This is a genomic window from Isosphaeraceae bacterium EP7 (assembly GCA_038400315.1).
Lineage (GTDB): Bacteria > Planctomycetota > Planctomycetia > Isosphaerales > Isosphaeraceae > EP7.
In genome coordinates this window covers 4,688,234-4,700,697 of sequence record CP151667.1, presented here as the reverse complement: position 1 = coordinate 4,700,697, position 12,464 = coordinate 4,688,234, and the positions used below count along the sequence as shown (strand labels likewise).

Sequence of the window (12,464 nt, the reverse complement as noted above, 5' to 3'; positions counted from 1 at the left end):
CGAGCAGGATCGCAGGATGAACTCGGACCGTGGAATCCGCCGATCGTGCCTTCCTCAACGAATGATCCGCTCGGACATCGAAAGGATGGATTCGTGAAGCCAGATGCAGCAAACAGGGCTTTCCTCAGGCTTTGTACGGCGCTTCTCGTGCCGTCTGTCCGATGATTGGTGTCGACTCTGCATCACTCGTCGGACGAATCACAGGCTCGTCCGAGGGGATCTGGAGGCACATCCACCAGATTCCGAGATATCCAACGAGCATCATCAGGACGGCACCCGAGATCATCACGGCCAGGTAAAAGTAGTCGTGCATTCGTTCCCCAATCGCGAGTCGTGCCCTTCGGAAGGGCGATCGAGATCGCGATGATTTCGGTCCATCGCGATTGGCTCGATCAAACCCGAGCCGAGTCTCGGCGACCTTTGATCTTTCCGAGTGTCGCAAAACGCGTCGATGTTGCTGAATCAAAGGTACACGCCAGGAGGGACCGGAAGGAAGGCCAGCCCAACGACATCAGAAACCCAAGGAGTCTGGATACTGCCAGGGGCCCATCGCTTATCCGAGAATTCTTCATGACGACGATCGGGATAAGAATCTCTCCGCCGGCGGAAGACAAACTCGATGGGTCGATGGGATTCGAGCGGTGCAAAATTGGTTTCGACTCGCACTGTCTGGATCAGCCGAATGATGCCCTTCGACTTGAGCCTGAGTCAAAAGGACCGTGACTCGGACAGTACCATGTCGGATTCACGATGCGGTGTGCCCCGGAATTCCAAGCTTCTGTCAAAGCTCCCTCGACCTGATTCCGAGAAAAGCGATTTCAAAATTTGGCCGTCGATGTCTGCCTGAAAAGCCCTTACTCCAGCCAATTCGCTAGCGACCCGACCATTTGTCGAGACTGACCCGATTGCCTCGCGGCGTGATTATTGTTAAACAGGACATGGCTATCCTGTTTCAATCCTAGGAGATCTCTTTGTCCCAATCCTCGCCATCGCCAGACCGGTCGTCACGGACGCTTTTCCAGAGCGAGGTGAACACACTATGGGGGGGCGGATTGCGAGACGGAGGCTCTACCGGCGAGGTCTCGCGAGAATCAGGCCATCGATCAGCTCACGAATTTCGATTCAATCAGCGCCAAGCCCTGATCAAGGAGATTGCCGAGATGCGTCGCGGAACATTGACAGGCCTGGTCGGGGTAGCCATCGGGATGGGAACCTTGTTCGCCGGCTACCTCCCGAGCGTCGAGTCGCCCGCAATGGCCGGGCCCGGGCCGGAAGATGACAAGCGTTCGACCGTCTCAACACCGGTCGACGGCGATCTCCCTATTACGGTCGAGCAAGCACGCGATCGCGCCAAATTGATGCACACCATTTACGCGTCAACCCTGGAGGCCCTTCACCACCACTACTTCCGGAAAGGCAATTCCATCCTACCCGCCCGAGCGATGGAGGACGTCTTCGATGAGCTGGCCGAACAATCGAAAATCCAGAGCCGTTGGATCGCCGTAACGACCAAGGCGATGAGCCTCGATCATCAGGCGGAAAGCGATTTCGAGCTGGAGGCCGTCAGGCAAATTGCCTCGGGAAAGGGCGAGTTTGAGCGCGTCGAGAAGGACTACTACCAGCGTGCCGGGGCCATCCCGCTGACGGCGGGCTGTGTCGGATGTCACGCGGGATTTTCCGTGCGACAAACCAAGTCCCCGAACTTCGCCGGGTTAGTGATCCGGATCCCCTTGAATTCAAAATGAGCGGCCAGATCGGCTCGAGTCCGGATCTCACCAGAACGCGCCGATGAAGAAGGTGAAGTACTTCGTCTGGTCGCCGGGGTCCTTGGCCACAGGGAAGGCCAGGTCGAATGCAAGCGGCAAGGGGCCGAGGGCGGGGATCGAAACCCGGATGCCTGTGCCGACCGCGGCGCGGAAGTTGGTGAAGCTGTAGTCGGCCTCGACGGTGCCGAAGTCGCAGAAGATGACCTGCTGGAGGGTGTCGCTGGCCGTCCAGGGGAACTGATATTCCAGGGAGCCGACGGCTGTCATGACGCCGCCAACGTTCACGCCGAGCTGGTGCGGGCCGACGCCGCGATAGGCGAAGCCTCGCATGCTGCGGAAGTCGCCGGCAAAGAACCGCTCGTAGATCGGTGTGTCTCGGCCGGTGATCCCGAAGAATCCGCGGGCCGTCAGGGTGCGCTTACCCGAGCCGTCGGGGCGGCTGCCGGTCTGCCAGTGTTGACGACCTTCGGCGGTGAACTTGGGGGCGGTGAAGGTGCCCCAGAGCTGCTCATAGGCCAACTCGAGATACTGACCCTTCGTCGGCAGGAATGGATTATTGCGGTTATCGATGCGGAGGCTCGGGCGAAGCGTGGCCAGCGTCGTGTGGCCGGCCGCGGCGAGCAGGTCGGCAGGCGCGGGGGATTTGTAGCCGTAGAGGTTCACGTCTTCAATGCGGAAGGCCATGTCGGCGTAGGCCTGCGGGCTGAACTGATAGCCCAGCGAGAACCGACCGCCGGCGCGACCTTCGGTCCAGTCCTTGTAAATGCGCTGGAAGATGTAGCCGCTGGAGCCGAAGCCGAGAGGCTGGTCGAAGAGATAAGGGTCGCGGAAGCTGACCACGAATCGATTGATCTGCGTACCCGGCGACAGCTCGACCCGGAACTCCTGGCCGGCTCCGCGGAAGGCGCGGCCGCTTGTCAGGTCGCCGAAGCTGCGTGGAGCATTGAAGATGTCGAAATTCCGCTCGTGGAGGATCAGATTTCCGCTGAGCCCGCCGTAGCTGGTCGCGCCGACGCCGAACAGGAGTCGCCCGGTCGGGGCCTCGTCGACCTGCGTGACGATATCGGCATACGACCTGTTCGAAAAGGGCTCCTGGCGGTCGGGGCCGACGTCCGTCATGTTACCGCCGGGCAGCTCAGGGAACCCGTCGGGTGAACTGGGCGGAGGCCCTTCCGGGGAGACCACCTGAGGCGCGATCGGTCGGGGGTCCATCCTACGGCCACCGCCGGGCGGCGGGACGACCGTCATCGGAGGGGTATCCGGGGGCGGCTGGAAGTCGGCGCCCGCACCGAAAGGTAGGCCGACTCCTTGCCCCGGTTGAGGCTCGGCCGTTGCCGCGGGGACCTCAAGTGGCTCGTCGAGCGATGGGGGCGGGCCGGGCTCCAGCGCGGGGATCGGGTCCTGTGCGGGGTCGGGGCTCTGCATCCGAGTCCGAGTGACCTCGACCGGGGAATCCTGCATCCGTTCCTTGGGGGCCTGGCCGATGTCGAACACAGGCAGGTCGCCGTAGGGCTTATCGTTCGGCCTGCGGTTGACGATCTTGATGTCCAGCGCCTTGCCAAGCTGCGGGTCGGTCTGGAAATAGTTCAGATTCTGCAGTCGCGTGCGATAAGTCTCGAGCCGGTTGAGGTTGAGCGTCTCGCCCGGGAGCACCCCGGCCATGATCGCCTCTCGGCGGATGACCTTATCGCGGGTGCTCTGGTTCCCGCGGACAAGGAAGTCGGCGAGGTAGTACACCTCGCCCTCGTCGATCGCGTAGACCAAGTCGATCACGCCGGGCTGGTCGGTGTACTTCGGCTCCGGGTTGATCTGGGTGTCGATACACCCGAGCTCGTAATACTTCGTCAGGATCTTCTTGCGATCCGCCTCGCGCACAGAGTCGTTAAACGGCTGACCGGAGTGCAGGTTCAGGCCAACCTTCAGATCCTCGGACGGGATCTTCTTGTTCCCCTCGAACTTCAGGTCGCGGACCTTGTACTGCACCCCCTCGGAGATGACGAACTCGATACGGAGGTCGCCCAGGTCGCTGCCGGTCCGTGTGACAGGGCTAACCTTCACCTCAAGGAACCCATTGGCCTGGTAATACTCGACGAGCTTGCGGCGATCCTCGTCGAGGCTCTCCTTGTGGTACTTTCCGCCGATGAGCCCGAGGATCGCGGCCCTGCTGCCAACCTTCGTGGCGAGCGTGGCGTCACTGACGAATGTGTTCCCTTTGAAGGTCACGTTGCCGACGTGGTAGTACGGCCCCTCGTAGATCTCGAAGACGACCTTCGTGTCGCCTTCCTTGCCCCCTTCGAGCAGCTGGACCCGGGCAAGCTCGTAACCCTTGTCCTGGTAGACGCGGGTGATCTGGTTGACGGCCAGTCGGGCCCGCATGGTATCGGCCCTGGAGCCCTTCTTCAGCTCGGTGGCCTCTTCCAGGTCGCTCAGCTTGACCTTCTTGCGACCCCGGAACTCGACCGAGGTGAGCATGGTCATCTCGGTGACCTTGTAGATCAGCTTGTAGCCCTTGCCGTCGGGATCGGGGTCGTAATACGGCAAAACGTCGGAGAATTTCTTCATGGCGAAGAGATTCTTCATATCGACGTCAATCGTCTTCTGGTCGAGTGGCCGGCCCGCCCTGCTCTGGAGCTTCGCCTTGATGTCGGCGGCGGGGACCGTGTCGTTCCCTTCGATGACGACCTCGGTGATCGTCCCCTCGGGCAGCGGTTTCGGCCCGGCCCCGAGGGCCAGCAGAGCGAAGGCGACGAGGAGGCCCATCGCGGCCATCGTCGACCCGCCGGGGGCGAAGCTCGAGCGACCCGGGAAGTCACCTCGGTTCGCTGATCGATCCGACGGGGCCATCCCTGGCCACGACGGCTGCACGGTTGAGCCGCGTCTCATGGGCGATCGCTTCCCAACGGAGGGCCGCCCGGCGTGGTCGCCGGGGGGGCGACCCTCATCCAAGGGCGGACGTGGCCTACTGGAACGGTGGCCCGGGCGAGCCCTCGACCCATCCATGGATCTCGGGCACCGGACGTTTCGGACACTCGCTCCAACGCCCGGGCGGGGGAAGCCGCCGGTGGCGCAGGGAATCTCTCAAGAATCGCGACCAGGGTGACGAGTGCGGGGCCTTGTACCCCAGACAATGGGATGAGGCAAGGTCGGAACTTCCCGACGAAATCCCTCGGCCACGCCCGCCGGACTCAGCGCAACGGAGTCAGCTCGATATTCCGGAAGAAGACCTCGGCCCCCTCGGACTGGAGCAGGATCCGACCGCGCGTCACGCTGGCGTTGGTCCCCTCGTTGACCACCACGCCGTTGACGATGTTGGTGATGCGCCCGCCGTCGCAGACGACCTCGACGGTATTCCACTCGCCGGTCGGCTTCTCGGCGTCCTTCTTCTTCACCGACATGGTCTTGATCGGCTTGCCGTCGACCTCGATCGTGGCCCCGTCGACCACCCAGAAGTCGCCCGTGTCGTGCTCCTGGATCTGGCACTCGATCGACTTGGTCCAGACCTTGTCGGGCCCGACGCAGTGCAGCAGGACGCCGGAATCTCGGACGACGTTCATCCGAGGAGGCCATTTCTTGGCCCCCCACTTCACGTCGAGGCGCAGCCGATAGTTCTCGTACTCGCCCTCGGTCGTGATGCCGCCGAACTCCTGGCCCGACACGTGGATCAGGCCGTCCTCGACCTTGAAGACGCCGAGCGGGTCGGAACGGGGATCGATCGCCTTGTCCCGATGAACGAGGAAGGTCGTCCAGCCGGACAGGTCCTTACCGTTGAACAGGCGGACGGATTTCTCCCCCGCTGCCTTCTCCGCGTGAGTCCTCGGTGCGATCGACGCGAGCGTCGAGAGGACGGCGAGCACGAGGCCAGCCCTGCGGCGGTTCCAGCATTGCATCGATGGGACTCCCGGGGTCGGTGCGCAGGTCGAACCGCGGCGCAAGGCCCGTCCAACGCGTCTCAACGCTCGACCCCCGGGCATCGTAACGGCCGGGGATGCCCCCCTCAAGTCACCATCGAGGGGGGCCAGAACGGGGACCAGCCTTGGCCGGCTGCGTCCCCGGCACGGCTCAGGAGGGGTTGATCGTGCCGCGGTCGGCCTTGGCCGTGCGCAGGGCGGCGATCAATTCCAGGACGGGCCCAAGATAGGGGGCCAGGGCTTGCTGCTGAAGGACCCATTCTTCGGCATGCGGCTGGGCCAGATAGACGCGTCGGCCATTCTCGACCCCGCGGCAGACGGCGCCGCGATCGACGAGGAAGAGCAGCACGGCGACGCGGCGAGACAGCGGAGCCTTCGACCAATAGCCCGAGCGGGCCAGGTCGTTTTCCAGATGCATCCCGGCGTATCGGCTCGCTTCTTCCACGAGGGCTTCGCGGTGCTCGTCATTCTTGTGCGAGCGGAAGCCGGAGAGGCGGTCGATCCACTGACGGGACAGGTCGCGAACGGTTTGGGCGGGCACGGCGTGAAAATCCCTCCGGGGTGATGCGGCCCGTCGCGTGTCCGGGCGGGCCTCTTGATGCGTCGGAACTATCATAGCGGGCCGGACAAGGGGAAGCTCCAAAGATCTCGACGGCGGGAGTCGGCCCGTGTGACGGCGGCGATCGGGTTTGACAGGCTCCTCTGGCGACATTATGTTGCGACGGGACGGGTTAGGCCCGCGAGGTGGCCGGCAGTTCGGAGGCTGCCCTCCACGCGACGATCGAAGATGACCGCCCGCGTTGCTCGGAAGGGACTTGGCCCCGCACATGTTTGATCTGCTCGCCTCCGTCGTCATCCGCCGGGGATGGCTGGTCGTGCTCGGCTGGATCGCACTGGCGATCACCTTGCGTGCGATCGCACCCCCATGGGAAACGGTTAGCCGCGACGACGACGTGCGGTTTTTCCCGCCCGGCTATCCCAGCGTCGTCGGCCAGGACCTGCTCGAACGAGGGTTCCCCAAGGACGCCTCGGGAGCCCAGTTCATCCTCGTGGCAGAGCGGCCCGACGGTCCCCTGACCGCCTCCGACCTCGCGCACGTCGACCGCATGGCCGACGCTATCAAGCGGATCCAGAACCTGGAGATCGGCAAGGTCGTCGAAGAGCTCGAAGCGCTCGGCGAGACCGAGATGGCCGGCGACGTCGATCGACTCAGGCTCGCCGGCACCGGACTGGGGATCAAGCAAGTCGTCGACCACCGGGCCCTGGTCATCGGCCCCCGGCTTGTCGGCACCAAGGCCGGCGGCGGGCAGGCGGCGCTCACCGTTGTCACCCTCAGCGGCACCTACCTTGCGCGCCAGACCCGGGTCGCGGTGAACGCCGTGCTCCGGATCCTCAAGACGGAGCCGCGTGCCCCCGAGGGCCTGGTCCAGGCCGTCACCGGATCGGCGGCGGTGGGGCGGGACGTCAACGTCGCGTCCAACTCCAGCATCGACGCCACGACCAAGGCGACCATCCTGCTCGTCGTCCTCATTCTCTTGATCGTCTATCGGTCTCCGCTGCTGGCCTTGCTCCCCTTGCTCTCGATCGGCCTGTCGGTCAAAACGTCGCTCTGGGGGATCGCCGCGCTAACGCGTATCCCTGGTCTCAATTTCCAGGTCATCAACATCACGAACGTGTTCGTGATCGTCATCCTTTTTGGAGCAGGCACCGACTACTGCCTGTTCCTCATTGCCCGCTATCGCGAGGAGTTGGCCCGGGGCCGCAGTGGCCCCGACGCGTTGCGTGAGGCAATCGTCCAGGTGGGCGGGGCCCTGGTGGCCAGCGCCGGCACGGTCATCTGCGGCCTGGGGATGCTCTGGTTCTCCAGCTTCGCCAAGATCCAGTACACCGGCCCGGCGATCGCGTTGAGCCTCGCCATCGGCCTGCTGGCGGCGCTGACACTGGCCCCTGTCTTGCTCCACTGGCTCCGTGGCGCCGTCTTCTGGCCGTTCCGCCCGCCGCATCACGAGTTGGGCCATGACCGCGACCAGGAGGCGCTCGAGCAGTTACCCATGCACGGGGCCTGGGCCCGCATTGCCGACTTCGTCGTTCGCTACCCGGGCCGGATCCTGCTCGTCAGCCTGCTCGCCCTGCTCCCGTTCGCGGTGATCGGTTCGCAAACCACCCCCAACTACAGCCAGCTCGCCGACCTGGGCCACGACCAGCCCAGCGTTGTCGGTTCGCGGATCGTTCAGAAATACTTCGCCGTCGGAGAGCTGGGCCCGTCCAGCGTGCTACTGGCGCATCCGAAGCTCAATTTCCGCTCCGAGGAAGGCCGGGCTGCGATCGAGGCCCTGAGCAAGTCGCTGGCCGCCCTGCCCCACGTCGTCGAGGTCCGCTCGGCCTCTCGGCCCCTGGGCAAGCCCGAAAAGACCGCCGAGAACCTGAGCTTCGCCGACAAGCTCCTGCGAAGGGGATTCCGCACCGCGGCCGACCCGCGGTATATCGCCACGCAATCGACCTCTGCGGCCGACAATGACCACATCACCAAGATCGACCTCGTCCTGAAGTACGATCCCTTCGCCGAGACGAGTCTCAATGCCCTTGATGACGTCCGCAAGGTCGTGAAGGCGGAGGCCCAGCCTGGACATCCCATGGCGGGAATGTCCGCCACCGGCTTCACCGGCGCCACCGCGTTGATCTACGACCTCAAGGACGTCACAACTCGTGACCAGCAGAGGATGTACGTCCTGGTGACCCTCGGCGTCTACACGATCCTCGTGATCCTGCTGCGGCGTCCGGGCATCTGCCTCTACCTCATCTTTACTGTCATCCTGGGCTATCTGGCGTCCCTGGGCATGACCGAACTTGCCTTCAAGGCGATGCACGTCGGGCCCGAGCCCTGGGTCGGGCTGGACTGGAAGGTCGGATTCTTCCTCTTCGTGATCCTGGTCGCCGTCGGCGAGGACTATAACATCCTGCTGATGGCCCGCGTCCTGGAGGAGGAACGCAAGCACGGGACGATCGAAGGGACGCGTCAGGCGATGTCGCACACGGGCGGCATCATCAGCTCGTGCGGCCTGATCATGGCCGGTACGTTCGGTTCGATGCTCACCGGCAGCCTGACGACCCTGAGAGAGCTCGGGTTCGCACTCGGCCTGGGCGTGCTGCTCGACACCTTTATCGTCCGGCCGATCCTCGTCCCTGCGTTCGTGGTCTTGGTGCACAACCTGAAACACGGCAAAGACCCATTGCCGACTCAAACCCCGACCCCGACCGAGACCGCCTTCGTCGCCGGGACGATCGACTCCCCCCCGGGCATCCCGGTCATCGAGCAGGACGTCAATGCCCCCTATGTTGACGTGGTCCTCAGCCGCGACGACGAACGCTGGTGGAAGCCGGGTTGGCGATGATCAGAGCCGTTGGTGTCCAGAAGGAGCGAAACATGGCCGGGTTCGCTGGGCATTTCCTGCAATCGTCGGCGGCATTGATGACGATCCTGCTCCTCTCCGCGGGCCTGGCTCGCGGGCAAGACGCAGGCCGGGCCCGTCTTGAATCCGAGGCCACGGCGCAGGCCGCGGAGGCCGATCGGCTCTTCAAGGCGGGCGACTATGCCGCCGCCCTGCCCATCTACCAGGCCGAGCGAGCGAGCCGTAAGATCCTCGGCGATCTCAGATACGAATCACTGGCCGCCCGCGCGATCGGCTCCTGCCTGGCGAATCTGAGAGACTTCGACGGGGCGATCGAGGCCTATCTCGAAGTCATCCCCATCGATACCGAGCGGAAGGCGGTCGGTGACCTGGGCTACGACTGGCTCCTGATCGGCCAGGCGGAGAAGGATCGAGGGCGGCCCGCCGACGCCGTCCGGGCCCTCCGGAAATCGATCGCCCTGCTTTCCAAGGCTTCCGAGGTCGATCACGAGGCCGATGCCCAGTGGCTTTACGGGCAGCTGGCGATTGACCTGAACCGCGCCGACATCGCTTGGCCGGCGCTCACCCGTGGGATTCAGCTCGCAGAGTCACTCAAGGATGCTGGGCGTCTCTCCAGGCTGAAGGCCGAACTCGGCCGGACCGCTGCGATGCTCGGCGCCAACGCTCTCGCGGCCGAGACGTTCAGCGATGCCCGGTTCGCACTCACAAAGCTCGACCGACCAGGCGAGGTGGCGGAGGTCGACCGGCGACTCGCCGACGTGTTGACGGAGTTGGGTAATGTCGACGCCGCCTCGGCCCGCGCCGAGATGGCCCTGGAGGCCCACACCAAGCTCGAACAGCAGGCCGACCTAGCTGATGACGCAGCCTGGCTTGCGGCACTTCGCATCCGCCAGGGACGACCCGCCGACGCCGCCACATTCGCCAACCGTGCCGTCGAGGCCTTTCGCGCCGCGGATGATCGTCCCGGCGAGATCGCCGCGCTGGTCTTGCTCGCAGACGCCCGCGGCAAGACGAATGACTGGTCGGCCGCGGCGAAAGCCCTGGGAGAGGCCGTCGACACCGCCCGCCAGGACGAGGACCCCGTCGCCTTGGGCCGGCTCCTCATCCTCGCCGGCGAGGTCGGGGCCAAAGCCGGAGATCGGTCCCGTTCCGAAGCCCTGTTCGCCGAGGCCTCCAGCCTGAGTGCCAAGGCGAAGAACGCAGATCTCGCCAAAGCCCTGGCCGACGCCAAGCTCCGATCTCTCCCCGGCCAGCCCAAGGCCGCGAAGCCAAAGTGAAGCTCCGCCCCACCGCCAGCCCTGAATCCCATCAGAGTGCTTGAGGTGAACGCTTCCTCGGCTTCGACAGATCGGTCATCAACCGGCCGTGGCGAAAGATGGATACGGTCCCGGTTGACTGTGAGATGCAGATGGCCAGCGCGTCCGAGTTCACCGTAATCCCGGCGGCGGCTTCATGGCGCGTCCCCAGGCCACGCGGAAGCGGCACTTCCAGCTCGGTTTGCGGCGTGAGATAGCGTCCAGCGGCCAGGATCACCCCGTCACCGCGGATGATGAACGCACCGTCGATTGCCGAGAACTCCTTGACCGTCTCCTCGAGTCGGGGATCGAGGACATTCCGCTCCGACTCGGGATGGCCATGGAATGGGTTGATCACTAACTGACGGCTCTGCGAGAGAACCGTATCCGTATCGCCCAGAATGAAGAGGGTTCCGACCGACTTCCCCTCTCGGCCTTCCAGGCCAAGCTCGCTGGCCAGGGTCAGGAGCCGCTCGAACACCGTCGGGGCCACGTCGGACGGCAAGGGGGTCGTGGCGGAGGCCGCGAACAGTTCGATCTCCTCGCCCAGGTCCAGTACCATCAGGGTATCGAGGATCCCCGAGCTATCCTGGCCTCCCAGGCAGAGAATCCGGTCACCGATGGTGATCAGACCCTCGGCCGCGGCGACCAGCACCGCGACCTTGATCTGGCCGGCTCGTGTCATCGGGATGTCCGGCACACGGACGATCGAGCACAGTTCACCCCATCCCGGGGGGGCCTGGAACCCTACCCTTCGCGAGACGAGGACGACCCGGAAATCAACATCCTGGATGAGCGAAGCCAGGGCGTCGTCTTCCTCGACGACGTCGGCGTGCAGCAGAATGGTACGTGCCCCTGATTCGCGGGCGATCGCGTGTGCGTGCTTGACCAGGCTGCGAGTCAGGACGTTCAAGGTCGGCCCCGTCCGCCCTCGTCGGCAGGTGCAGGGACCTCGAATTCCATCGCCATCGCTAGGATGCCCAGGTCGTCCAGATAGTCCGGATCGCCGTTGAGGCCCTTCTGATCGAATCGAATGAGATTGATGCCAGGCCGGAGCAGGCCGTCGGGCAGCGGCAAGCGGATACGCTCCGGTGTCTCGTTGCTGGTCTTGATATGACGATTGATCGTGTCGAACATCTCCCCATTGAGCCGGACTTCGGTACGTAACTGCCCGTCCGCCAGTAACTTTGAGAAGTTGATGTTGCCCGTCTCGCCGACGACCTGCACCACGTCCAGGACCAGGACGGGCCGCCCTTCCGGGATGACCTTGAGCTCAATGGTACGCTCCAGGGTTCCCCCTTCGGGCTGGGGCGGGTCAAGTTTCGGAGGCTCGCTCGAGACCTCGTTGCCCAGGTGGTGGGCGTGAGAGTCGAAGACAATTCGGCGGGCCCATCCGCTGCGAATTTCGAGCCGTGACAGGCGGTCACGAGGCACGACGATCGTGCCCGCGAATGGGGTTTCCAGCGTCAGGGCAACGTCCGATACTCCGACGAGCGCCCCCTCGATTCCGTCGATTCCGTCGAGGTCCTCGGCAGGGCCGGAAACGGGCCGCCACTCCGCCAGGACGATGGGCCCCTCGACCGGCCTGGATTGAATCGGGCTGCGCCGGAAGTTGATTCCGACGGTCTCGGACCAGGGAAGTTCGATGGTTCGGCTCGCCATCGTCATCGTCAGACGAGACGAATCGGCCGAAACAATCGATCCATAGATCTGGTCTCCGCCCACCAGGCGAGCTTCGTCCTGGCTCGAGTCGAGCTCGACCTCCGCTGAAGGCCGTGTGAAACGGACGAGCCGCAAGTCATCGACGTGAGCAGACAATCCCTCGTTGGCGGCTGGAATATTATTGCCAACGAGACTTGAGAGTCGGACCTCAACTAATGGCCCACCGGGCCCCTTGCCGTGGACGAGCTCATCCGAATCGATCGACACGTCAGTTCGCTCGGAACCGAACCGCACGGAGAGCCGATGCCAGCCGGGCTTCCGCGAAAGCCGTTGCACCGCGAGAGCGGGCCCACCGGGGCTTTCCACCCCGATGCTCTCGTCGCCCCAGCCAGGGACGACTCGGATGATTTCAGGACCTGAACG

General features: G+C 64.3%; 8 protein-coding genes. 3 read left to right on the top strand and 5 right to left on the bottom strand.

The window, feature by feature from the left end; translation table 11 throughout:
* Window positions 1–1,160: 1,160 nt before the first annotated feature.
* A complete protein-coding gene (locus tag EP7_RS18195) occupies window positions 1,161–1,745 on the top strand; it encodes a c-type heme family protein (RefSeq protein ID WP_463523257.1) in 585 nt (194 codons plus the stop codon).
* A 27-nt stretch (window positions 1,746–1,772) separates the two neighbouring features.
* Here EP7_RS18195 and EP7_RS18190 read toward each other — a convergent pair whose 3' ends face one another.
* The 3 genes from EP7_RS18190 to EP7_RS18180 all read right to left on the bottom strand — a co-directional run bounded on the left by EP7_RS18190 (window position 1,773) and on the right by EP7_RS18180 (window position 6,215).
* The gene (locus EP7_RS18190) at window positions 1,773–4,526 is read right to left on the bottom strand and encodes a BamA/OMP85 family outer membrane protein (protein WP_463523255.1); all 2,754 of its coding nucleotides are present in this window, start codon (window positions 4,524–4,526) and stop codon (window positions 1,773–1,775) included.
* A 425-nt stretch (window positions 4,527–4,951) separates the two neighbouring features.
* Window positions 4,952–5,653 carry a 3-keto-disaccharide hydrolase gene (locus tag EP7_RS18185; RefSeq protein ID WP_463523253.1) on the bottom strand — a complete coding sequence of 234 codons (702 nt, stop codon included), beginning with the start codon at window positions 5,651–5,653 and terminating at the stop codon, window positions 4,952–4,954.
* Between the two features lie 172 nt (window positions 5,654–5,825).
* The gene (locus tag EP7_RS18180) at window positions 5,826–6,215 is read right to left on the bottom strand and encodes a hypothetical protein (RefSeq protein WP_463523251.1); all 390 of its coding nucleotides are present in this window, start codon (window positions 6,213–6,215) and stop codon (window positions 5,826–5,828) included.
* A 286-nt stretch (window positions 6,216–6,501) separates the two neighbouring features.
* On the opposite strand from EP7_RS18180, the gene EP7_RS18175 reads away from it, so the two are divergent.
* Window positions 6,502–9,066, top strand: coding sequence for an MMPL family transporter (locus tag EP7_RS18175; RefSeq protein WP_463523250.1), 2,565 nt, complete (start codon window positions 6,502–6,504; stop codon window positions 9,064–9,066).
* Between the two features lie 32 nt (window positions 9,067–9,098).
* Window positions 9,099–10,361 carry a tetratricopeptide repeat protein gene (locus tag EP7_RS18170; protein ID WP_463523248.1) on the top strand — a complete coding sequence of 421 codons (1,263 nt, stop codon included), beginning with the start codon at window positions 9,099–9,101 and terminating at the stop codon, window positions 10,359–10,361.
* 31 nt (window positions 10,362–10,392) lie between these two features.
* On the opposite strand, the gene EP7_RS18165 is transcribed toward EP7_RS18170, so the two are convergent.
* Together EP7_RS18165 and EP7_RS18160 are read right to left on the bottom strand one after the other, a co-directional pair.
* The gene (locus EP7_RS18165) at window positions 10,393–11,292 is read right to left on the bottom strand and encodes a DNA integrity scanning protein DisA nucleotide-binding domain protein (RefSeq protein ID WP_463523246.1); all 900 of its coding nucleotides are present in this window, start codon (window positions 11,290–11,292) and stop codon (window positions 10,393–10,395) included.
* A complete protein-coding gene (locus EP7_RS18160; protein WP_463523244.1) occupies window positions 11,289–12,041 on the bottom strand; it encodes a hypothetical protein in 753 nt (250 codons plus the stop codon). The genes EP7_RS18165 and EP7_RS18160 overlap by 4 nt, the downstream gene beginning before the upstream one ends.
* Between the last annotated feature and the right edge of the window lie 423 nt (window positions 12,042–12,464).

Excerpts from the sequence above, each read along its gene's own strand:
- EP7_RS18185 (WP_463523253.1), bottom strand. The coding sequence starts at position 5,653 with ATGCAATGCTGGAACCGCCGCAGGGCTGGCCTCGTGCTCGCCGTCCTC.
- EP7_RS18170 (WP_463523248.1), top strand. The coding sequence starts at position 9,099 with ATGGCCGGGTTCGCTGGGCATTTCCTGCAATCGTCGGCGGCATTGATG.
- EP7_RS18190 (WP_463523255.1), bottom strand. The coding sequence starts at position 4,526 with ATGGGCCTCCTCGTCGCCTTCGCTCTGCTGGCCCTCGGGGCCGGGCCG.
- EP7_RS18160 (WP_463523244.1), bottom strand. The coding sequence starts at position 12,041 with ATGGCGAGCCGAACCATCGAACTTCCCTGGTCCGAGACCGTCGGAATC.
- EP7_RS18175 (WP_463523250.1), top strand. The coding sequence starts at position 6,502 with ATGTTTGATCTGCTCGCCTCCGTCGTCATCCGCCGGGGATGGCTGGTC.
- EP7_RS18195 (WP_463523257.1), top strand. The coding sequence starts at position 1,161 with ATGCGTCGCGGAACATTGACAGGCCTGGTCGGGGTAGCCATCGGGATG.